Source organism: Methylophilales bacterium, from assembly GCA_019823025.1.
Taxonomy (GTDB): Bacteria; Pseudomonadota; Gammaproteobacteria; order Burkholderiales; family Methylophilaceae; genus BACL14.
The window spans coordinates 1,276,831-1,299,713 of sequence record CP081940.1; the positions used below are offsets into that span (position 1 = coordinate 1,276,831).

Annotated in this window: 27 protein-coding genes and 1 other RNA gene; 23 read left to right on the forward strand and 5 right to left on the reverse strand. The window is 36.0% G+C overall.

What is annotated here, in order from left to right; genetic code table 11:
- From K6112_06790 to K6112_06865, 16 genes are all read left to right on the forward strand, one after another.
- Window positions 1-543: a hypothetical protein gene (locus tag K6112_06790; protein QZP17715.1), complete on the forward strand. Its 543-nt coding sequence runs from the start codon at window positions 1-3 to the stop codon at window positions 541-543.
- A gap of 278 nt (window positions 544-821) precedes the next feature.
- Window positions 822-1,010 carry a hypothetical protein gene (locus tag K6112_06795; protein ID QZP17716.1) on the forward strand — a complete coding sequence of 63 codons (189 nt, stop codon included), beginning with the start codon at window positions 822-824 and terminating at the stop codon, window positions 1,008-1,010.
- Window positions 1,011-1,089: 79 nt separating this feature from the next.
- Window positions 1,090-1,278 (forward strand): hypothetical protein, encoded by a 189-nt coding sequence (locus K6112_06800; protein QZP17717.1) that lies wholly within the window; start codon window positions 1,090-1,092, stop codon window positions 1,276-1,278.
- A gap of 470 nt (window positions 1,279-1,748) precedes the next feature.
- Window positions 1,749-2,015, forward strand: coding sequence for a hypothetical protein (locus K6112_06805; protein QZP17718.1), 267 nt, complete (start codon window positions 1,749-1,751; stop codon window positions 2,013-2,015).
- A gap of 67 nt (window positions 2,016-2,082) precedes the next feature.
- Window positions 2,083-2,163, forward strand: a transfer-messenger RNA (tmRNA) gene (ssrA, locus tag K6112_06810).
- Between the two features lie 20 nt (window positions 2,164-2,183).
- On the forward strand, window positions 2,184-2,342 hold the full coding sequence (locus K6112_06815; GenBank protein QZP17719.1) for a hypothetical protein: 159 nt from the start codon (window positions 2,184-2,186) through the stop codon (window positions 2,340-2,342).
- The gene (locus K6112_06820) at window positions 2,343-2,888 is read left to right on the forward strand and encodes a hypothetical protein (protein ID QZP17720.1); all 546 of its coding nucleotides are present in this window, start codon (window positions 2,343-2,345) and stop codon (window positions 2,886-2,888) included.
- 9 nt (window positions 2,889-2,897) lie between these two features.
- Window positions 2,898-3,242 carry a hypothetical protein gene (locus K6112_06825; protein ID QZP17721.1) on the forward strand — a complete coding sequence of 115 codons (345 nt, stop codon included), beginning with the start codon at window positions 2,898-2,900 and terminating at the stop codon, window positions 3,240-3,242.
- Window positions 3,243-3,260: 18 nt separating this feature from the next.
- Entirely contained in the window at window positions 3,261-3,815 is a 555-nt protein-coding gene (locus K6112_06830) for a hypothetical protein (protein QZP17722.1), read from the forward strand.
- A 281-nt stretch (window positions 3,816-4,096) separates the two neighbouring features.
- Window positions 4,097-4,612, forward strand: coding sequence for a hypothetical protein (locus tag K6112_06835; protein ID QZP17723.1), 516 nt, complete (start codon window positions 4,097-4,099; stop codon window positions 4,610-4,612).
- Window positions 4,613-4,646: 34 nt separating this feature from the next.
- Window positions 4,647-5,231, forward strand: a complete 585-nt coding sequence (locus K6112_06840; protein QZP17724.1) for a hypothetical protein — start codon at window positions 4,647-4,649, stop codon at window positions 5,229-5,231.
- Entirely contained in the window at window positions 5,231-5,854 is a 624-nt protein-coding gene (locus K6112_06845; GenBank protein ID QZP17725.1) for a hypothetical protein, read from the forward strand. The genes K6112_06840 and K6112_06845 overlap by 1 nt, the downstream gene beginning before the upstream one ends.
- A gap of 2 nt (window positions 5,855-5,856) precedes the next feature.
- Window positions 5,857-6,501: a hypothetical protein gene (locus tag K6112_06850; protein QZP17726.1), complete on the forward strand. Its 645-nt coding sequence runs from the start codon at window positions 5,857-5,859 to the stop codon at window positions 6,499-6,501.
- 61 nt (window positions 6,502-6,562) lie between these two features.
- The gene (locus K6112_06855) at window positions 6,563-7,225 is read left to right on the forward strand and encodes a hypothetical protein (GenBank protein ID QZP17727.1); all 663 of its coding nucleotides are present in this window, start codon (window positions 6,563-6,565) and stop codon (window positions 7,223-7,225) included.
- Window positions 7,226-7,229: 4 nt separating this feature from the next.
- Complete coding sequence (locus tag K6112_06860; GenBank protein QZP17728.1) at window positions 7,230-7,529, forward strand: hypothetical protein; 300 nt, start codon at window positions 7,230-7,232, stop codon at window positions 7,527-7,529.
- A 25-nt stretch (window positions 7,530-7,554) separates the two neighbouring features.
- Window positions 7,555-8,289 (forward strand): PD-(D/E)XK nuclease family protein, encoded by a 735-nt coding sequence (locus K6112_06865; GenBank protein QZP17729.1) that lies wholly within the window; start codon window positions 7,555-7,557, stop codon window positions 8,287-8,289.
- A gap of 69 nt (window positions 8,290-8,358) precedes the next feature.
- On the opposite strand, the gene dcm is transcribed toward K6112_06865, so the two are convergent.
- Genes dcm through K6112_06880 form a run of 3 tightly spaced genes read right to left on the reverse strand, consistent with a single transcriptional unit; the run spans window position 8,359 to window position 11,793 of the window.
- A complete protein-coding gene (gene dcm / locus K6112_06870) occupies window positions 8,359-9,327 on the reverse strand; it encodes a DNA (cytosine-5-)-methyltransferase (protein ID QZP17730.1) in 969 nt (322 codons plus the stop codon).
- Window positions 9,328-9,331: 4 nt separating this feature from the next.
- Window positions 9,332-10,765, reverse strand: coding sequence for a DUF3883 domain-containing protein (locus K6112_06875; protein QZP17731.1), 1,434 nt, complete (start codon window positions 10,763-10,765; stop codon window positions 9,332-9,334).
- On the reverse strand, window positions 10,762-11,793 hold the full coding sequence (locus K6112_06880) for a DNA cytosine methyltransferase (GenBank protein QZP17732.1): 1,032 nt from the start codon (window positions 11,791-11,793) through the stop codon (window positions 10,762-10,764). Before K6112_06880 ends, K6112_06875 begins: the two co-directional genes overlap by 4 nt.
- A gap of 497 nt (window positions 11,794-12,290) precedes the next feature.
- Here K6112_06880 and K6112_06885 point away from each other — a divergent pair, with 497 nt between their 5' ends.
- From K6112_06885 to K6112_06900, 4 genes are read left to right on the forward strand one after another with little or no spacing between them, the layout of a single operon-like run.
- Window positions 12,291-12,788, forward strand: coding sequence for a hypothetical protein (locus K6112_06885; protein ID QZP17733.1), 498 nt, complete (start codon window positions 12,291-12,293; stop codon window positions 12,786-12,788).
- 4 nt (window positions 12,789-12,792) lie between these two features.
- On the forward strand, window positions 12,793-13,290 hold the full coding sequence (locus tag K6112_06890) for a DUF1311 domain-containing protein (GenBank protein QZP17734.1): 498 nt from the start codon (window positions 12,793-12,795) through the stop codon (window positions 13,288-13,290).
- Complete coding sequence (locus tag K6112_06895; protein ID QZP17735.1) at window positions 13,287-14,000, forward strand: hypothetical protein; 714 nt, start codon at window positions 13,287-13,289, stop codon at window positions 13,998-14,000. Before K6112_06890 ends, K6112_06895 begins: the two co-directional genes overlap by 4 nt.
- 9 nt (window positions 14,001-14,009) lie before the next feature.
- Window positions 14,010-14,732, forward strand: coding sequence for a hypothetical protein (locus K6112_06900; protein QZP17736.1), 723 nt, complete (start codon window positions 14,010-14,012; stop codon window positions 14,730-14,732).
- A 243-nt stretch (window positions 14,733-14,975) separates the two neighbouring features.
- Here the strand turns inward: K6112_06900 and K6112_06905 are convergent, their stop codons facing one another.
- Window positions 14,976-15,116 carry a hypothetical protein gene (locus K6112_06905; GenBank protein ID QZP17737.1) on the reverse strand — a complete coding sequence of 47 codons (141 nt, stop codon included), beginning with the start codon at window positions 15,114-15,116 and terminating at the stop codon, window positions 14,976-14,978.
- A 174-nt stretch (window positions 15,117-15,290) separates the two neighbouring features.
- Here K6112_06905 and K6112_06910 point away from each other — a divergent pair, with 174 nt between their 5' ends.
- From K6112_06910 to K6112_06920, 3 genes are read left to right on the forward strand one after another with little or no spacing between them, the layout of a single operon-like run.
- Complete coding sequence (locus tag K6112_06910) at window positions 15,291-16,538, forward strand: efflux RND transporter periplasmic adaptor subunit (protein ID QZP17738.1); 1,248 nt, start codon at window positions 15,291-15,293, stop codon at window positions 16,536-16,538.
- 14 nt (window positions 16,539-16,552) lie between these two features.
- A complete protein-coding gene (locus K6112_06915; protein ID QZP17739.1) occupies window positions 16,553-19,741 on the forward strand; it encodes a multidrug efflux RND transporter permease subunit in 3,189 nt (1,062 codons plus the stop codon).
- Window positions 19,707-21,281: an efflux transporter outer membrane subunit gene (locus K6112_06920; GenBank protein QZP17740.1), complete on the forward strand. Its 1,575-nt coding sequence runs from the start codon at window positions 19,707-19,709 to the stop codon at window positions 21,279-21,281. The genes K6112_06915 and K6112_06920 overlap by 35 nt, the downstream gene beginning before the upstream one ends.
- Before the next feature lie 248 nt (window positions 21,282-21,529).
- On the opposite strand, the gene K6112_06925 is transcribed toward K6112_06920, so the two are convergent.
- Window positions 21,530-22,876, reverse strand: coding sequence for a hypothetical protein (locus K6112_06925; GenBank protein QZP17741.1), 1,347 nt, complete (start codon window positions 22,874-22,876; stop codon window positions 21,530-21,532).
- Window positions 22,877-22,883: the final 7 nt, after the last annotated feature.

Here is a 22,883-nt window from a genome sequence, read left to right on the forward strand (position 1 = left end):
ATGAATGAAATAAATAAACTCCCAACAAAGTTAGCAAAAATAAGAGATCAGTTAATTGATGTGGCTTATGGAAGAAAAGTAGCTTTTCCAAAAAGTGATAAATTGTGGGATTTTTATGAGTGGCTTGAATCAAGTGATGCCTACTTATTTGAGTCAGAGCAAGAGCAATATTACGATCTTACAATTGATGCAAGTTATCAGCATCCAGATGACTTCTCTGATAAAGGAATGATAAGTGAAGGGTTTTGTGAACCTGAAGAAATTAATGATGCATTAAGAATCCAATTTTTTAGAGATTATATTGACGCATTGGCTGAGCAAGAACAACACTATGTGTTCTCTATCAAAATTAAAAATGAGAATAATGAAGTTGCATTGATAGGCGGCACAGCTCAATGTAACGGGCAAGGGAGTGATACAGTTAATTGGGTTTACGGAGCCTATAAAACTGAAGATGAATTTAGAAAGTGTTTCGAGTCAAGTGATCTGAATACAATATCTGATGAAGAAATACTAAAGCGTTTTAAAAAAAATAGGAAATAAAAAACTTAGAAATTTACAGTGGCTCAACTCATGAAATTCCTGATTTACACAAATTAATAATTAAATAATATAGATGTTGTAATAGCTTAAAAGGAGAAGCTATGAGTATGAGAAAAGATTCAGGTAGTGCTTTTTTCTGGGTTGTCATTGCTCTAGTAATTATGTGGAGAGCAGTCAGGGCAGCCAAAGGAGAGTTTAGCTAGACAGAAATATTAGGTGGATTTAAACCAACTTGCTACACCTAGACAATTGTCAAAGTAGCTAAATAGGAGAGAGACATGTCACCAAAAGAAGTATGGAAAAATCTATACCATCAAATTAGATGGGTGCGATCTAAACAAGAAGAAAAAGAAATCAAAAGAAACAAAATACCAACCCAACTTAAACCAGAGCAATTAAAAGAGGCCCAAAAAAAATATATCGCATGGAAGGTGGGATATTTGCGTGAGTTTCTAAAAGATAGGTAATTACATAAAAAAATAGGTGGATTTAAACCAACTTGCTACACCTAGGCATTTGCCAAAGTAGCTAAATAGGAGAAATAAAATGGCGTACTTAGGATATAAAAATAAAGCTTTCAGGGAATACAAAAGAGAACAAGAAAGAGTAAAGCAATGGAAAGAAGCAGAGAAAGTAAGAAAGAGAAAAGCTAAAAAAACGAAAAAACTACTCAAAGCAATTGCAGCTCATGTGGTAATTGTAATCATTTTAATCGCAATATATTACTTGTTATGAAATAGGACTATCCAGCCTTAGACAGTCAGGGATGAAAGTGTCGTTTTGGTAAATTTGATCTAAGACGACATTAAAGCGAATAAAAAATAACCTTTTTAATTTTCAATCTACTTTATTTAGTTAAGCTAAAAAAAGGTCGAACCGACCTACCGTATCAATGATAAAGGTTAGAGGAGTCAACCGAAACTCTAAAGAAACAGAGCACGACAAAAAACTAAACCAACGGGTACTTGGCCTGCTGAACGCACAAAGGATGGCGAAGTAATTATAACAGCCAAGTAATGCTTAGGTCGAAACACTCGGGAGAGTGTCTCAGGTTTTTTACCTGACTGATGAGACCATCAGTAACTAACCGTAACACAATCTAATCACTATGTGATGCAAAGCAAGAACAGTCAAAGGACGCTGCAAGTCCGGATGCCAGCGGCCTGGATATTACCAGGTCGGGCTATTTAACTAAGGAGAAATCTATGAAGAATAAAAAACTAGAAAATAAGAAACTAGAGGAGATAACAGTACAAGACATGATGCTTACACCCATGGGTTGTAAGATTGTTGCTGAGACTGCTATTAAAAGCCTGGCTACACAAATTGGTAAATGGGCTGAGGAGTATCCAGAAGAACGTGAAAATTATCAGGCTGATATTGAAGTGCTTTGGAGAACGCTTTGGCTCTTTAATAAATGTGATTTTCTTTTCAAAGAGCCGGAGCAAAAGGTTGAGGATTTAGCTGCATAAGTGGCTTATCTTCAATCTTAATTAAAAAATAACTTTTCTAACTTTCAATCTACTCTTTAAATGTAAAGGGGGTGCAGGGTTTTGATTAAAGATAAATCCTCTATGGGGACTCTTTAAGACGCGAGTTCGATTCTCGCCACCTCCACCAATTTTTTTATAAGAGGCAATATGAAACACAGAAAAACTAAAGCAAGAAGAAATAGATACTTTACATGGAACATGGGCAACTCTAGATCTTCATGGGCTTTATTCACTTCAGGAAAATTAAGAGAAGAAGCGAATGCAAAGGAAGGATTAAAAGAAGCAGAAATAAACAAGGGGAAATAATTGAACATAAGAGAAAAAAAATTAGCAATAAGAAAAGGTCGTGATAACTACATAGCGTTATACGCTCTTCACAGAAAAAGCTTTGGCTTTAAAGTTGAAGGTCCAGATACATATATATGGACAAACAATAATGCAACACCTAACAACTGGATAGCTGAAAAAGATATGGTTGAAGATGAAAAATGCTACAAAGTAAAAGCAAAATCATACGAATTATTCAAAGGATCATGGTTCGTAACACACGAAAACGGAGATATCTTCTTATTAAATGACTGTGAAGTAACATTAAGTTACTTCGATAAATACGGCTGGGAAGCATTCTACAGAGAAGGTAACAATGTTAAATACAAAAGAGCAAAAGAAGGTGATCATAAAGTACCTCACCTGTGCTTTGGCTGGAAAGTATTGTCTAAAAAATACCTAGATGACTTAAAAAAAGAAGTAGCAGAAGACAAAAAAGAAACATGGTACACCGGAAATTCAATAGCAACATATGAACTAGAAACAGCAGAAGCATTTATTAAAAAAGAATCAATAACTCTATAAGGAGACAATATGAAAAATACAAATAGATTTTATGCCAGTTTAATCACAATGACTTTGAGCTTTTCATTTTTAGGCTTAGCTAATGCAGAGAGTTTCTTAGATTCACCATCTCTTTTTGATGACTCTGGTTCTTTTAATTTTGCTGATTCAAACACAAATTCTGGTGATAACAGCTTTTATAAAGATGATGGCAGCTTAGTAATCATAAGAGGCGCTAAGGATTCCGGTCTTATTGTTAGAGGCACTGATGAAGGAACTGAGACTGAATACTATGTAATTCCTAAAGATGATGGAAGCAAAACCTTTATTTATGATGAAGGTTTAACAGTTTGCGATAGCAATGGTTGTTACTAAGATAAAGGAGATTGAATAATGGGTAAGCTCATAAAAGGTAATTTTGGAAAGACTGAAGATGATGAGTATCAAGGCTATGGTTGCAATGCATTGCTCCAACTATTCAGAAATGTAGAGCCTTATAAAGAACCTGAACCTACCAATGTGATCGATAACATCACCTGGCATCCTCACCAACATAAAAAAATGTTTGAAGATGGTGATTTCATCAGAGATATCACTAGTGTAGAGTGGACCATAGAAGCCTACGGTGCAGAAAGTCTGCTAGAGGCACTCCCACTTAAAACCATAATGGAATTACGAGAGTATTTCATTGGCCCTGAAGAGCCCAATAAAGATGGAATAGAAAGAATGATAAAGGCTCTTCCTTACCGAGGTACCGTGAATAATATCCTCGATGATGGAGAAAAGAATCAAGATCTGCCTTACCTTGAATCCATAATAATATTAAAAAGACTCTTGAAAGAACATGGAGTTGATTCAGTGATGTATGGTTTGTATGAATGGCATGTGGATAAACTCAAAGAGTGGTTTGAAAATCATCGTCAAATGAGATTTTCTAAGGGCATGTAAGTAAAGTCCCGGAAATATGAGCCACATAATAATTTGGTTATTTATTTTTAGATTCAGAATAAAATAAGTAACCTTTTTACCTCAAGCCCCACCTTTTAAATAAGCAAGAAAAATAACTTTTTTAACTGGAGGTTCAAATGAAACATTTATTCGTAATTGCCTTATTGTTTACTTTTTATCATTTTTTTAAAAATACACTTAGTAAAAAAATAACTAAAAAGTAACCTATCCGCCTTAAGCCCCACCTTTTATATATAAACCTAAAATTCAAAGGAATAAGTATGAATAATAAAAAAATAGTATCAAAAGATAAAGTCTATATGCAAGATCATCTTGAGCCAAGAGATAAACTCTTGGTAACTCAATCCACGGTTCAAATTACAACAGATATTGTTGCGGAATATGCCAAAACGCAAACAGGTAATCAACTTAAAAGTGTAGAGATGGAAATAGAGGCACTCTGGAAAACACTTGTTATCCTTAATAAATATGAGGGCTATTTTGAAAATCCAGATAATAAAACTATGAAAGTACTCTCTAAACCCAAAGCAAATTGGCTTGATCTGGCAGAGAGACCAAAATGCCACAAAATGAGCACATTGCTTATTGAATACCTTTCAAATCAAATGAATGAATGGTCAAATGAGTTTCCAGAAAGAAGTGAAAGTTTGCAATCTGATGCAAAAGTTCTATGGAAAACCCTTCTTGTATTAAATAAAGCAAAAGCATCTTTTAAAGGACTAAACGATAAATATATTAAATCCTTAACCGATAAGGCTGCCGCTCAAGGTCTTTAAGAAAATTTTAATAATAATGCTAAACTTATTCGCTATGACAATTACATCTGATCAATTTAAAGAGATTATGCGCTTGTTTGATGCGGGTGATTTTGAGTCCAGAAAGACAGCAGTCTCAATGTTATATGAGGGTTTTAGTCGCCACTACTTAATAGTGATTAAGCGTGATTTCATGTACAACAAATATGACGATGCAATGGCTGAAGAAGTTCTGCAGGATGTCTTTTTAAGTTTACTTTCAAAACAAACCAAACCCTCCTCAGCATTTGCAATCAGTGCCTGGTTAAAAAGCTATGTATTTAATGTGACAAGAGATCGCATGAAAAAAGGTGGCTTTGAGGTGCTTCCGGATGATCCTGGGAGGGGGGAAGGTGAGAATCCTACAAATCCTGGAGACTCTATGATGATTAAAAAATGTATGGAAGAGGTCATTAAAGAGTGTGGTAAGGATGATCCTGAAGGTGCAGAACTTTTCAGTAAAGTAAAGGTAGAGGGTCACGCTTACAGTGAGCTGACAAATATTTCTGGAAAAACGGTTTCAAATTTAAAAAAGATCGTGTCTGAATTTAATACGATGCTCAAGGAACTTATTCAACCTTGTTTGGAGAGGGTGAAATAATGGCTACTCAAAAAATAAATGAAGATGCATTAATTAAACAAGTATTTAAGAAGGTCAATAAAGATCTAGGCATCGCTGCTAAAACACCACCTGCCCAGATGAAATCTTTTAATGAAAAATTAAAGGCAGCCCCGACACCTTTTTTATATCGTATTAAGGATGTTTGGAAAGCTTTTGCAGCCTTGATGGCAGGATTCTTTACAATTGGTTTTATCATTGCAAGGCTCACGATACCTACCGAAGCAGTTTTACAAACAGCTGCTGTCTCTCCTGATATCTATGATTTTAATACCTTTGATAGTGATGGAGATGGCGAGTGGACTCTAGCAGAGGCACAGCAAGCAAAATTAGCCTTAGCTATCCAACAGTTTGAATATGCTGATAAGAATCAGGACGCAAAGCTGAGTTTTGAAGAATCAAGAAAAGCAGTCAATGGGATATCTCAAGGTCAGTTTATTGCACTTGATGAAGATGGGGATGGGCTCCATTCTTTTGAGGAAGTAGACCAGGATATTGCTTATATGGATTATCAACAATTCAATCAACTTGATTTAAACCAAGATGGGAAATTAAATTATGCTGAAGCTCAGCGGATGTTCGTAATTATTATTGTTGAGGGATAAATATGATTGAAATAGATGCTCCAAAGCTTCCAAGTGAATGGGAGGGTGTTGAAACTGGTTATGAAAATTCACCTAGGAATTTCATACAGAAGACAAGCAATTTAGTTTTACCAATCAAAGGAGGTTGGGGATATTCAATTGATGACTGCGTTATTATCGACAAGGAAGATTCATCTGTTGATCCCTCAAAACCCTTCAAAGGAGTTCCCATTGAGTATCAATTTGTTGAAAAAAGAATTTATGCAGAATTGATTATTTTTAAAGATCGAGATTCACTGTCCAGTGGTATCCGTTGGCAATCACTTTTACATACAGTTGAGGCAGTTAATGGACGAACATATGATGTTCTTGATTTTGAGGTTACTGCATTTCTAGATGAAGATTGGGAGTATTTAAGAAATGACCGGAGAGAGAATAATGGATTTGATAAAGATCCAGAAGGCCTGAAGAAACATAATGAGGAAAATGATAAAAGAAAATTCTTTTACAACACGCAGTTCTGGTTCGATATAACTAGCTTTCATAACGAGGCTGTAAAAGGTTTTGATGGAACGATAGCCTCATATCCTATCAAAGAAGGTGAAGGAAAATTCCCAAAAATTCAAGAATCAGATTTCATAGAAGAAAATAAAGAGTTCTTAGGATAAATAAGTAACCTTTTCTCAATTCATCCTACCTTTCAAATAAGAGGATAAATAAGGCCTCATATTGGAGGAAAGAATGATGAAATTTGATGATTTAAAAACTATACATAGAGATAACCGTGAGAATTTTAAAGAAGAATTCTCAACACGTATCCATAGATCTTTAAGTTGGATCAAAAGAGCTGAAATGGAGACTGAAGACAGTGATGCGAGCTTTATCTTTCTATGGATCGCATTCAATGCGGCTTATACATCTGAAAGATCATCTGAAGAAGGAGTTTTTGATAAAAGCTTAATGACAAGCTATTTCCAAAAGTTGGTGAAACATGGGAAGAAAGAAATCCATGAATTAATTACTAATGGTCATCGTGAAGTGATTATTCAAATCTTAGAGAATGAATACATCATTAGTCCTTTTTGGGACAATAAAAAGGGTGAAGATTTTTGGAAATACATCCGCACAAAAGAGAAACGTGATGTTGAGAATCTGATGGACTACGAAGATTGTATTGGTCAGATCCTAATAATTCTATTTAAACGCTTTTATGTATTGCGTAACCAAGTTATGCATGGTGGTGCAACATGGAATAGTGCGGTAAATAGAAAACAGGTTAATGATTGTAATTCTTTAATGAAAGTCTTAGTTCCTTTATTTGCTGAAATTATGCTTAACAATCCTGACGAGGACTGGGGCGCTTTACCATTCCCAGTTAAAACTGAGGTTTAAAATTTTGAAAAAAATTATTATCAAGTTATTCGTAAGTACTCTGACGATTGTTTTCATGAACTTTGGTCTTGCAGGAGATAATCCTTTCGGGGATGGATATCATCAGGATACGAATCCATTTAGCGATGGGTATATCCAAAACGATAACCCATTTGCAGAAGGGTATGTGCAAGATAGTAACCCATTTGCAGAAGGGTATGTGCAAGATACGAACCCATATGGGGAAGGTTATATTCAAGATACCAATCCCTTTAGAGAAGGATATGTGCAGGATAAGGGGATTTTTGAGAAGAATTTAAAATAATAATACTTATAAAGCTTAATAAATTATGCCAAAAAATAAACTATACGATCCAGCATCAAAAGACTTATTTAAGATAAGCAGAACTGGAGTTGACTTATTTCTTAACTGCGAAAGATGCTTTTATTTGAGATATAAAAAAGGTGTCTCTAGGGTATCAGGTCCACCATTTAATCTAAATATTGCTATTGATTCTCTTCTAAAAAATGAATTTGACGAATACAGAAGAAAAGGTGAGCCGCATCCATTAATGTCTGAAGCTAATATAGATGCAATCCCATTTCAGCATGAGCTTTTGGATCAATGGAGATTCAATTTTAAAGGAGTGCAATTTGAGGATAAAAAGCGTGGTTTTTTATGGTTTGGTGCTATTGATGATGTATGGATTCATAATCAAACTAAAAAGTTGATTATTGCAGACTATAAGGCCACATCAAAAAAAACGGAAGTAAATCTCGATGCGGATTGGCAAATTGCATATAAGCGTCAAATGGAATTTTATCAGTGGTTAATGAGATCAAATGGATTCGAGGTAGATAATGAAGGATGGTTTGTTTACTGTAATGGAAAGGTATTTGATAATCACTTTAATAGCAGCCTAACTTTTGATATTAAGATGATTCCTTATAAGGGAAACGATGCATGGATTGAGTCAACACTTGAAAAGCTCATAAAATGTTTAAAATCTCAAACAATCCCTGATGCAAATGCAGATTGTGATTATTGCAAATATATAAATAAAATTAATTTAGCTTCAGAATGAAATGTTAAAGTCTATTAAGTAGTAATCCACAAATACAAAAAAAAGATTTTATGAAATCTTATCTAAATTCTACTCTAAGGATTTTATTACAGCATCAGTTATATGCCACATCATTACTGGAGCTACAGCATTACCTAACCCTCGATAATTTATAGTTTTTGAATCTACTAACTTAAAACTGTCTGGGAAAGATTGTATCCGCGCTACTTCCCTAGGAGTAAACATCCTATATCTTCCATCTTCATATAGTACTGGATCCGTGCTATTTAGACTTACTTTTGCAAGATGAGAGGTGACTGTATTGCAAGGTAAATCTATTTTTTGGGCCCTTCCTTTATTCATGATTTTAGAATTTCTAGAATTCAACATTCCATCAACTGCTTTTTGGCTGAAATAGTATTTATCTTCTATTTTTTCCGACGAAAACAAGACTTTTGATAATGGCTCAAAATTATTTGTATGGGTGGGGAGAGGAAATAAAAATCTGTTATATACTGCTTTACTTCTAAAGCCAATTATAAAAACCCTTTCTCTCTTCTGGGGGACACCAAAGTGAGCTGAATTTAGAAGTGAATACTTAACATGGTAACCACACCTCTCAAATTTTTTTAATATCAAAGGAAAAGATTCTTTTTGGTTCGCTGACAAGATCCCTTTTACATTTTCTGCAATAAACACACTAGGCTTTTTTTTTCGAAGAATTCTGCACATCTCAGAATACAACATCCCTCTTGGATCGTTACAGCCTAACCTTTTTGGATTTTGAGCTAAAATTGAAAATGATTGGCATGGAAATCCACCAGTCAAAATATCATGTGTGGGAATATCATCCAAAACTAAATCTCTGATATCTATAACTTGTGCTTCTTGTTTAAAATTTTGGTTGTAAATAGAGGTTACTTTTTCATCAAAATCCATTGCATAAACAGTTTTAATAGGGTGTTTTCTATAATTCGATTTTAGAAAAGTAAATCCGCCTTCCGCACCTAAATCCATTCCACCACAACCACTAAATAAAGAAGCTAACTTATATTTCATCTTTTTAAACTAACAATTTTTCCCAAGTGCCAGATTTTTCAGTATATTTTATATCAGCACCTCCTCTTGGAGACATATCTAATAAATCATTTTTATACTTAGAAACAGGGTCATGAATCTGAAATAACCTAATTCCATCTGATGAGATAAGAAGCCTATAAACATAATATGAATCTTTCAATGTTTGCGCTGCATCCCATTCGTTAGGTGTCATATGAAATGAAAAGTGATTAATTTTACCTTTAGAAATAGTAGTTTTTACCTCAATATATTTTTTCATAGGCAAGCTACCTTGGTGCGATTGTATATCGTATCCGACACCCAAATGGTCAGGTATTTTCTTAACATTTTTTATAAACTCTTCTTTATTAATAGACCGTAATCTTGATTTCTCATGCTCTATTGATATTGACTCACCAACAAATCCAATTTTTTTTGTAGTGACTTCACTTTTGTTCAATAAATCTTGATTAATTTTTTTTATTAAATCCTTTAATAATCCAGACTCTTGTTCCTCTTCGTCTGTCATATCATTTAATATCTCAGAAACATCACCTTCAAAAACACCTGGGTTTAAAGTTTTATTAACGTAAGAGAACCATTTTTCGTTGGTTAAGTTAACATCAGCTAAAGTTAAATTTTTTCTACCATATAAAGAGCTATATTCAGGGAAGAAACTTTTATCACTTGTAAATGCAAGTAAAACTTCAGTTTTAAGAGCAGCAGCAATATAATATCTTCCATTATATATTTCTCTTTTTAAAAGACCAGCTAACTCCATATAGTCTAAAATGTCTCCAGCATACCTGACCACATCACCTGATTCATCATATACGAGCTTATTTTTTCTATTATTTAAAATTAAGTTAACAGTATCGAGATAACTTCTGGAACCTGTAGTAGATCTTAAATCATTAAATACACAATGGCATATTTCTGATTTAGAAACACCAAATTTTGTAATGTTTAATGATTTCTGTGCTTCTATTATCAAGTTTAAAATATATGTAGCTGGTTTGAATTTTATCTCTACCTGTAACATTTCAAGTGAACTTTTTGATTTTAAATGACCACCCGGATATTGAAATTTATTCAAAAAATATCTAAAGAACTCAAGTAAGTCTTGATTCTTTGCTAATAATTCAGCAATGTTGCCAGGTTTATATAATCCGTTTGAGTGCTCAATAAAACCAAATAATGCTGCTATTTCTGTCCTCCAATTAGCAATTGTCTTTGCTGTTACTGACCCATTACCTGGAAACAAACGTATAGCAGCCTCAAGTTTTGAGCAAAAATTTTCTTTTGTTAATGTTGGGATTTTTGCTATTTCTGATGCTATATATATTAATACATTTTCTACATCATTTTTAAAACGTGGTCGCACATGATGAATTCGAAAAAAGTGCTGATTTGGAATCTCATATTTTAATTGTGTCATTTCAATACTTCCAATATTTTTTTGCCTAACTCTGCAGCAAGTACAGGGGGAACTGCATTCCCCACCTGTTTATATTGACTAGTTTTAGATGCACAAAAGATAAACTCATCTGGAAAACTTTGAAGCCTTGCTGACTCTCTAACCGTTGGCACACGATTGTATTTATAGTGAAAATGGTGTCTATGCCCAGTATCAATTGTTGAACTTGGTTTTTTACTATTAAATCTAGTCCAGGCAATATTTACGTTTCTAGTATTTCTAAATTCTTCTGGTAAGTTTTTGAAGTTCCCTCCATCAGGAACATGTGAAATTATTGATACTGTTTGTTCTGAATGTCGAGTTATTTGGTGATTAAATAATTGATTGGTGTTCTTCCTCATTAATTCTTGGTATTTGGATTTGGAGGCAGATGGGTTGCTAAAACCATCAACTATCTCACCCTCTGGTAAATCACTTATTGCTTCTTCACAATTTATTTTTTTATCATTTGGCATAGGGAAGAAAAACTTTACGTCATGTTTAAAGCCAACGATAAATAATCGCCTTCTATTTTGAGGAACCCCGTAATCAGATGCTAAAAGAATTTTATGAAAAGTTTTATATCCCAAATCGTCAAATTCTTTGAGAATAGAATTTAAAATTAATCCTTTTTGCATTGAGGCTAAATTGGGTACATTTTCCATGACAAAGGCTTCAGGTTTAAAGTATTTAACAGCTTCTACAAAAGCAATATATAACTTATTTCTCGGATCGTTTGGATTCCTTTTACCTGATATTGAAAAACCTTGACACGGAGGGCCTCCAATAATTAAATCTACTTTTCTATTAAGCTGATTTTTAATAATCTTAAAATTGGGATCTGAAAGATCTTGTTTGAACACCAGAGAGTCTTTATGATTAAACTTAAAGGTTTTTAATGCATCTTTGCATGAATCAATTCCAGCCAAAACATTAAACCCTACTTGCTCGAACCCAAAGGAAAGTCCTCCGCAACCAGAGAATAAATCTAGTATATTTTTATTATTCACAGCAAGCCTTGTTTATTTTTAAGCAAAAAAATTACTTATTTATTTCATATTATTATAAGTCATTTGATGACTATAAAAGCTATGACAATGGGTAACTTACCAAAAAATTTAAGTGATCATGTCTATGCTAAAGAAATGATTTGAAAATTAAAGAGTTAGGATGGAGTGGAGTTGTATTTCCTTTTATCAGCTTGTATCGATAGTCAACTAAAAAAAACTACTTAAAAAATTTGGGCACAATAAAGTCACACTTGACTAATTTCTCACGCTAAAATACACTTGTCAGTAAACATTAACCATTGATTAAAGTGTAACTAAAACAATAGGTTAGGGTAGTTATCAGGGGATAGAGCATCCCCCTCCTAAGGGGAATTCAATTAACAAAATTTTACTTACCTTCATCTTCAATATTTCTTATAATCAAAAAAAAGTAACCTTTTATCCTTTTAAACTACCTTTTAAATATAGAAATTTAAAAAGAATAAAAGGACTTTCAAATGAAAAAATTACTCTCACTTATATTGTTGCTTTCCTCTTTTGGGGTGACTGCTGAAATTAGTAGATCCAAAACTATTAAAAACCTAAATATTGCTGTTACCGGAGAATACAAAGTAGAGGTTTATAAAGATAAAGTGCATATGTTTAGCTATGATTGCCGTCCTTATATGTTTTGTGAATTATTCACCACTACTAAAGAAGATCCGAGTTATAAAATGTCTGATGGAAGCGTTCATTCCTCTGATGATCTAAAGGTACTTACTATTGATAATATAGAAGAGGTTGTTGGTGATAATCCAAATTTTTATGATGGAAACATTATGTTCTTTATAGCAACATCATCACCAACAGCTTCATATAGTACTACCACGATGTACAGTGTAAATACTCATAATGGCAGTGTTCAAGTTAGAAGTACTGAATGGAATTATTTGCGAAGAGGAATGAGCAAACCTGAAATAGATAACAGTTGTTTAAACCTTAAATACTGTAAATAGAAAAATGAAAAAACTACTATTACTCTTATTGCTAATACCACTAATTTCTTGTACTGAAGATTGGACGGGGGATAAAGACATAATATCAGAAAGACTGCAAGAGTGCCGTGACAAGGCTTATGAGAAAGAGACATCCGTCATCGGATATACAAACGATGTCAAAGATTGTGAAACAGTTGATCTCACTTACGAAGACCAACGTCTCAATGTTAATTACAAAAAATTAATGAGTTTATTGAGTGATGAAAAAAAGATTTTATTAAGAAACAAACAACGGGAATGGATTAAGTATCGTGACAAAGAAGCATTATCAATGACATTTAGGAACCCTGAAACTGGTGAGGTAAAAGATAAAATTTATTATTCATCTTGGTGGGAAATGAGTCAAGCAGAGGGAAAAATAGGTGAATTGTCCCACCAGATAACAATGAGAGAATTAACGAAAAAAAGAGCTGATGAATTAGCTGACATGCTTATAAAATTCAATAATGAGGTCTTATGAAAAAACTACTCCTACTCTTATTCTTAATACCTAATCTAGTGATTGGCGAGAGTCATACTTGTAATTGTTCGGAGATAGATTGCATTAATGCAACTTATATATGGAACGACAAAGATGGCAATCCTATTAAAAATCCTATAGGTAATTTTGATGTACCCCTGTCAAAAACAATAAGAGTCAAAGGTATCCTATCTTCTAAAAATGTAATTGATCATTTAGGGAGAAATTTCGACTCTCCCATACTTACTTTTAATAAAGCAAAATGTATTTACGGAACTTTTATGCCCAGTCGCTATGACGGTGGACCGGGTTATAAAGCACCAATAGTTAAGCCATATTTTGGACTCCATTTTGAACAAGAGAATAATATGACTCATGTTGAATTAATCTTTGATAAAAAAGGAATGGCATATTATAAAAAGAATATAGGCAACGAAGTTTTAGTGACTGGAGAATTTAAAGATACAAGTAAATGGAATAACACAACAAGTCCATTCTTATTTGAAGTAGAGGCTATGAGCAAGGAATCTAAAAATGAAATAGAAAAAAGTTGTAGGTACTTTTTTAAAGAGAGTGATAAATATAATAAATGCTTAAGTGCATTTTCATCACCATGGCCTAATTGGCATAAGGTGATATATCCAGTTTCTGGCGGGCTTAGTGTTGAGGATGCCAATACTTCCATGAGGCAAATGCTGGATGATTATTAAAGGACTGATATGAATAAACTACTACTACTTTTATTCTTAATACCTAATCTGGTAATCGCAGAAAAAAAACTATTAGTTGCATTTAAACCTTTAATAACTGAAGATTCCCTAAGAGGAAAAGTGGCTAAAGTTGTTCCTGTTGACGGGGTTGAATATTCACCCAGAAAAAATAGATATAACTATCCTTGCACTTCTGAAACCATCATAACGTCTTCAAAAAAGATAGATGATATAACTTTTCTAATTAAAACAACTGAAACAAGAATGGCAAAAGAACATGAGTCTTGTGACCCTTATGACTATGATAATAGTAAAGATATTTTTGAGGATGCTCCAAGAAAAAAGACAGAGTTTATGATCATAGATTCAGATAATCAATTGATAGAACACAAGAATGTTGATGATAGCCATGCTGCACGACCGATTAAAATTATTGAAGGTCCTAAATATTTTCCATACACAATCATAAATACTTATCGTTTAGGTAACAGTTCTGTTAATAATACTTATTATATTTACAGGACTAGCTCACCATTTAAAAAAGTTGGGTTTTTAAAAGGTACTGAGGCCGGAGATATTAAACTTTATAAAAGTGGAGATATATACGTTGTTGAATTATCTTATAAGCGATTCGGAGATAAGCCACAACCTGATTGGGTGGAGACCTTTGAATTAATTAATAACGAGCTAATAAGTTTAGCCATATGTGTTAAAGACTTTTGCATTAATTAATGATTAGCTGATAAGTATATTAAAATATTTATAACCAAAACACTTCACTACCAGTAATCTAAAAGTAATAAAACTTCTCTAAATACTGGGCATAATAATGTCACACTTGACTAAATTCCCAAGCTTAAATACACTGTTCTATACACATTAACCATTGATTAAAATGTAACTAAAACAATAGGTTAGGGTAGTTATCAGGGGATAGAGCATCCCCCTCCTAAGGGGAAATTCAATTACTTTATCTTAAGAATTTAAATCACTTTCACTCACTGACTCGCATTTTTCTCCAGCTTTATCACACTCTTTCTCTGCCTCTTCTTTTGCAGCATAAAAACAACCTGTAAGAAGTACAGCTAATACCAACAAAGCTAATAACTTTTTCATCTACTTTCCTTTTTTATAAACTTAAAATATTTAAACATCATATCAATATAATCACATGTATGAGTTTTAAATATTTTAGGAGCAATATGCTATGATTCATGAAAGTTGTATTTTTAAAAAGCAATTAATAAATCCTTTTTTTAGTCTACTTCTTAACTATTATTTTTAATGTTTATGGAAGTAATTATGAAAAAAACACTCATTTTTTTTACATTCTTGATAACTACATTGTTATTGACTGCATGTGATAAAAAATCACCACCACCACCAAAACCGCCGATTGAAGTATCGGTGATGAAAATAATAACGCAAGATACTCCAATTGATTTTGAATATGTAGGACAAACATTAAGTCCGAACGAGGTTGAACTTCGAGCACGTGTTGCCGGTTTTCTTGACCAACAACTTTATAACGATGGTGAGTTTGTCACTGCCGGGAAAATTATGTTTCAGATGGACCCCAAACCATTTGAAGCTGAATTATTAACAGCGAAAGGTGAACTTGCTCAACAGCAGGCAAGGTTAGAAGTTGCTAAAGCAACATTAGCTAGAGTTATCCCACTGGCAGAACAAAATGCAGTCAGTCAACAAACACTGGATACCGTTACCGGTGATGAAAAAGAGGCGCAGGCTGCTGTAATTTCTGCTTTGGGGCAAGTGAGAGTTGCTGAACTTAACCTTAGCTACACAACTATTGTATCGCCAATATCGGGCCTATCAAGAAATGCTAAGCCAAATGAGGGTGCCTATCTTATTGTAGGTAGTGTGCTTACAAGTGTTTCAGGCATCGACCCTATGAATGTTAATTTTAGTGTTTCTGAAAATGAGCTCTTTAGTTATCGTGATAATGTGGCAAAAGGACTGCTGTTAGGTCCAAAAGATAGCAAGTTTCAAGTGCAGCTAACTCTTGCAGATGGGTCTATTTTTCCAAATATGGGCTACATCAGTTTTGCCAATCCATCATTTAGCAAGGAAACTGGCACTTTTCTAGTACGTGCTGTATTTAAGAATCCTGATGGACAATTGCGACCAGGACAGTTCGTGCGAGCAAAGGTGTCTGGTGCCAGTCGTAAGAACGCAATTATTGTGCCACAGACTGCAGTCTTGCAGGGAGCCAAGAGCCATTTTGTATGGGTTATCAACAAGGATAATCAGGCAGAACAGCGCATGGTTGAAGTAGGTGATTGGATTGGTAATGATTGGCTTATCAATGGTGGTTTAAAAGCAGGTGAGCGCGTAGTGGTTGAAGGTGCAATTCGTGTGAAGGCAAAGAAACCACTTAAAATTACTGAGGTAAAAACGAAGCTGTTAGAGGATGAGCCGAAAGCGCCATCGAATATTGCTGTACCCATACTTCCAAGTGAAAAATTAAGACTAAATCCAGAAAAATCGCCCAATTCCAACGGCCAATACAAAGAGTGATTTAGGAGTCACGCATGAACCTTTCTCACTTCTGTATCGACAGACCAATTTTTGCAGCGGTTATTTCTATTGTGATCACCTTGGCAGGTGCATTAGCAATGTTAAATTTGCCGATTGCACAATACCCAGAAATTACTCCACCACAAATCACGGTAGCGGCAACTTACCCGGGGGCTAGCGCAGATGTTGTTGCTAATAATGTAGCAGCGCCGATCGAGCAACAGGTTAATGGTGCTGATGACATGATCTACATGTACTCGTCGAGTTCATCAACAGGTGACATGACGCTAAACGTATTTTTTGATATTGGGAAAGACCCTGAACTGGCTCAAGTTGATGTTCAAAATAGGGTTAACTTGGCTTTGCCCCAGTTACCGCAATCCGTTCAAGATGAAGGGGTTTCAATACAGAAAAAATCCTCTGCTTTTATGATGGTGATTGCAGTTTATTCACCTGAAGATCGTTACGATGAAACCTACATCGCCAATTATGCAAATATTTACGTGCTTGATGCGTTAAAGCGTGTCCCAGGTGCAAATCAGTCTGCCATCTTCGGCACGCCGGACTATGCAATGCGTATTTGGCTAAAAACAGATCGTATGGCGCAGCTTGGTATTACCGCAAGTGATGTACAAAATGCGGTAGCGAATCAAAACCAACAGTTTGCAGTTGGTCAGATCGGACAATCACCCACGGGGGCAGCTGTAGAACAATCTTTTGCTGTGACTACAAAGGGTAGATTGACTCAACCTTCTGAATTTGAAAACATCATTCTTCGCGCAGATAGTAATGGTGTTGCAATAGTACGTCTGAAGGATGTGGGTCGTGCTGAATTTGGTCAAAAAGATTATTCATTACGTAGTACATTTCAAGGTAAACCAGCAACATTGCTTGCGGTTTATCAGCAGCCAGGCGCTAACGCTCTTGATGTCTCTGCACAAGTAAAAGCTACGCTAGCTAAGATGAAAGGTTCATTCCCCGAAGGCATCGAGTACAAAATTGTGATGGATACTACCGAATTTACACGTGCTTCCATCAAGGATGTGATTAATACTTTCTTCATAGCTTTGGTGCTGGTGGTGCTAGTGGTGTTTATCTTCCTTCAAAGCGTTCGTGCCACGCTTATTCCTGTGATTGCTGTACCGGTTTCAATCATTGGTGCTTTTGTGGGCCTTTTGGCATTAGGCTTTTCCATCAACATGTTGACATTATTTGGCATGGTATTAGCAATTGGTATTGTGGTGGATGACGCGATTGTGGTTATAGAGAATGTTGAGCGGAATATGCAAGAATACAAGTTAAGTCCGAAGGATGCAGCCAAGCGAGCTATGGATGAAGTTTCTGGACCAGTAGTGGCAATTGTATTGGTGATGTGTTCAGTATTTATACCGGTAGCATTTTTGGCTGGTATTACGGGAGAACTTTACAAGCAGTTTGCTATTACGATTGCAATATCAGTGGTACTTTCAGGTTTTGTTGCACTTACACTTTCACCTGCACTAGCAGCACTTTTGCTAAAACCAGGCCAACGCGAAAAGCGAGGTTTTTTCAAATGGTTTGATAATACCTTTACTCGTATGACGGAGGGTTATACCAAAGCTGTTGCCTTCATCATAAAACGCTTTTTAATTGCCTTGTTATTATTTGGTGGCATGATTGGTTTGAGTGTATCGATGATGGATAATATTCCAAAAGCCTTTCTTCCGGTGGAGGATCAAGGTTATTTGCTTGGCGCTGTGATTATGCCTGATTCTGCAAGTCTTGATCGAACAGGGGCGGTCGGTAAGCGAGTGACGGATTATTTTATGAAGCAAGATGCCGTTGAAGGCATTGCGATGGTGAGTGGCTTTAGCTTGCTAGATAGTCAGAATAAAAATAATGCAGGTACATTCTTTATTGGGTTCAAAGGCTTTGATGAGCGCTATAAGATGGATAATATTCGTACCCAAAATGCAAAAGCAGTTGCCCAAGCTGCCTATAAAGAATTATCGCAAATTCAGGAGGGAATTGTTCTGCCAATCAATCCACCATCAATTCCAGGGCTAGGGACTACTGGTGGTATGGAGATGTGGATTCAGAGTACCGGTAACAATACAATGAATCAATTGTCTGCGACGGTGGAAAAATATATTGCGAAAGCCAAGCAGCGACCTGAATTAAGTGGTGTTACTTCAACGTTTAATGCGACTTCACAACAATTACTGGTTGAGGTTGATCGAACTAAATCTGAGTCATTGGGAGTGCCTGTTCAAGACGTGTATAGCACAATGCAGACAATGTTTGGCTCGTTGTATGTTTCCCAGTTTAATAAGGACAGCCGTCTTTGGCAGGTAATTATTCAAGCAGAACCAGGTGATCGCCTCAAACCTGAAGACTTAAATGATATTTATGTGCGTAGCAATAAAGGAGCCATGGTGCCGCTCAAATCTATGGTGACCAGCAAGTTTGTGACCGGACCTGATTTAATTACAAGGTTTAATAATTTCCCTGCTGTTAAGCTCACAGTGAATGCTGCAAAAGGTTATAGTTCTGGGCAAGCTATTACTGCCTTGGAAGAGCTTGCTAAAGAGGAATTATCGGCAAAAGACTATCAAATTGCTTGGAGTGGACAGGCTTTTGAGCAACTTCAGTCAGGCTCTACTTCAGGGATGGTTTTTGCTTTTGGCTTGTTGATGGTATTCCTAATCTTATCGGCAAAATATGAAAGGTGGTCATTACCTATTGGTGTTTTGATGGCAGTCCCTTTTGCGTTATTTGGCGCTCTGCTGGCAATTTTATTACGTGGGCTAAATAATGACATCTACTTCCAGATTGGTCTTACCATGTTAATTGCACTGGCGGCCAAAAATGCAATTTTAATTTTTGAATTCGCGGTACTCAATCGAGAATCGGGACAATCAATAATTGATGCCACACTTTCAGCAGCTAAAGAGCGTTTACGGCCGATTATCATGACATCTTTAGCTTTTATTTTGGGTTGTGTCCCTTTAGCAATAGCTGTTGGGGCATCGGCAAATAGTCGTCACTCTATCGGTACGGGTGTGATTGGCGGGATGGTTGCTGCCACTGCTATTGCAGTGTTCTTTATCCCCATGTTCTATTATCTGTTTGAGATTATATCTAGTAAGTTAAGTAAAAATAAAACAGCAAATCAAACTTCGCAAACGATTGCTAAAAGTCCTATTCATAAAAAGGGGCGTTGATATATATAAACTAAACTTATTATATTTTGTTGCTATATTCTTACTCAGTGGTTGTAAGGCCGTTGGCCCTGATTACGAAAGACCACAAATAGATACGCCACAGACATTTCGTTTTCTTGATGAAAATACTTCAAACAATTTAGCCAATACCAAATGGTGGCAACAATTTGAAGATCCGGTGTTAGATGAATTAATTGCAACAGCATTGAAAGACAACCGCGATGTTAAGATTGCTGCTGCTCGAATAGAGGAATACATAGGGCGTTATGGCACCACTCGTTCTCAGCTATTTCCACAAGTGGGGGCGGATGCTAACGCAGCAAGGCAGCGTGTCACAGAGAATAGCGGCCCTGAACCATTATCTCCTTCTGCAGATAGAAATTACTCTTCATACCAAGGCACAATATCAGCTAGTTGGGAGTTAGATATCTGGGGGAAATTACGTCGTCAGAGCGAAGCTGCAAGAGCAGAGGTTTTGGCAAGTGAAGAGGGGCGCCGCGCCGTCGTGCTAACATTGGTTTCGACAGTCGCAGCATCCTACATTAATTTACGAGATCTTGATTTGCAGCTAGAAATTGCTAGAGCCACTGAAGAAAGTCGAAGAGCTTCACTTAAAATATTTGAATTAAGATATGAGGCTAGTGTGATTTCAGAAATGGTACTCGCACAAAATCGGTCTGAGTACGAATTTGCTGTAGCCAGTATCCCACCGATAGAAATGCAAATTGCTCAACAGGAAAATGCACTTTCATTATTACTGGGGAGAAATCCTGGACCTATTCCACGAGGCCACAGCATTAGTAAGCTTGATTTACCAGTAATTCCAGAAGGTTTGCCATCAGATTTGTTAGAGCGCCGTCCAGATATAGTTCAGGCTGAGCAAAATCTAATCGCAGCTAACGCACAAATAGGGGCAGCGAAAGCTCTCTACTATCCGACTATTTCATTAACAGGTTTATTAGGTGTATCAAGCACGCAGCTATCGAATCTATTTTCAAGTTCCTCGGGTATTTGGACCTTTGCTGGAGACGCCTCTGTTCCAATATTCACTGCTGGTGGTATTGCTGGACAGGTTAAACAAAGTGAAGCCATACAGCAACAAGCGCTATTGCAATATCAACAATCAATCCAGAATGCTTTTAGTGAAGTTTCAAATGCCCTTATACAACATCAAAAAACTAAAGAACAATTGGCAGCTCTAGAAAAAGAACTTGAAGCCTTAAGAACTTATGCGCGCTTGGCCATACTGAGTTACGATAATGGCTATAGTAGCTATCTCGAGGTACTGGACGCACAAACTAGTTTGTTCAACGCAGAGCTTAATTATGCCCAAGTTCAAGGTACGTTTTATACTTCGATGGTGGATATCTATAAGTCAATGGGCGGCGGCTGGGTTGTGCAAGCAGAGGGTATGACAGAACCAAGGAGTTCTGAACTTAATGAGCAAAGCACATCTGAAACACCTGAATCAAACTCCGAACTTCCTGAACCAAGTATGCTGGAAAATATAAAAGGTTATTTCCGCGATTTATTTGATTGATAATTTTTCTAAAGTTTTGCTAATTAAGACTTTAAAAAACCTTACATACTTGACTAAATTCCCAAGCTAAAATACACTGTTCTATACACATTAACCATTGATTAAAGTGTAACTAAAACAATAGGTTAGGGTAGTTATCAGGGGATAGAGCATCCCCCTCCTAAGGGGGTAGGCAAAATCATCTAGAATCGACTAATGAGCCCGAGGTAACGGTGAGTTTTGGCTGTAGTCATGATGTCCAATTCAACTTAAAAGCCCCATTCAAATCCAACGGTGATGCGATCCTGATCATCAAACTGCCCGTAAAGGCCATCGGAATCACCATAGAAAATATCAGTACCTGCCCAGATGCTTATATTGCTTGAAAATTCGTGTGAGATTTTGGGAAGCACCATACCATCACCATCGTTTATTGATTGGATTAATAAGATTTCAGCTTTCCATGTTTCGTTGGCAAAATTATGTTCCACTAAAAATGTGATTGTGTTTTCCACCTGATCACGGGATATTCCTGGGGGATCTTCTGTCAGAACAGTTTGGAAGAACTGGGCACTCAGAAACACATCAGTGATTCCGCTGTAATCGACGCCTAATACATAGGAGGCTTCTCCTGTTTCTTCGATCCCGTCCGAATCCATTGCGTCATGTGTCACATGATAACTATTGGTTGAATATCCAATTTCTGATCTAAAAATGTAATCCCCAAAGGCATTGCTGAATGTACCACCGATCAAATGGGTTCGTTTATATTCTGGTGTGATTGTAACTTGTGTTCCTAAAATTTGACGGTAGAAAACTGGATTATCTTTATAGTGATAGAGGTAATTAAGAGTAATATCCCACCCATCTAAAAAGGTGGAGAATCTGGCGCCAAAATCAGAATCTGATAAAGGTTTATGTGGCTTGGTTGCGTCTAGAATGACTGTACTAAATCCAGGTACAGTCTGAGGAACTATTCGAGGACTACTAAAGGCATAAGGACTCCCCGGTTCCTGTAAATCGTTATAAGTGGTATCCGGAAGCCAGATCAGTTGAACAAGTGACTCATCCGCCACAGGAAACTCTATATTTATTGTCCAAAGTGGAATGCGAGAATTATCAAAATCATCTAGAATAAACTCTCTATAGGACTGAGGATTCACCACATCCAGAACTTTTAAGCCATCCGCTTGACCCCACACCACTTGTTGTTTACCAACCCGTAGTAATGTATCGTCAAAATAACTGTCGATGTAAAGCTCTCGGAGTTCTACATCTACATTGTCGCCCAAATACAAAGAACTAGATGCAGTTGAACGGTTGTCCTGATAAGGGCTACCCGGTTCCAGTTTATCCTCGGCATCTCCACGAATACGTAAAATACCTGTTAAGGAGCTGTCACCGGTCAGACTGACATTCAGTTCCGGTTGTAGAATCGTCTCAAGCTTTTGTGTGCTGCCATCATCTAGCATTCCTGCCCATTCAGTTTCCAACGTACCAGTAAGAGCTGCATTATCTGTCCAACTGACTTCCTCTGCGAAGCTAACACTTTCAACCCCGCAAATCATAGCCAGTAATAACGAAACCAATATGTTTGATTTAATACCAAGGTGCACCGTTACG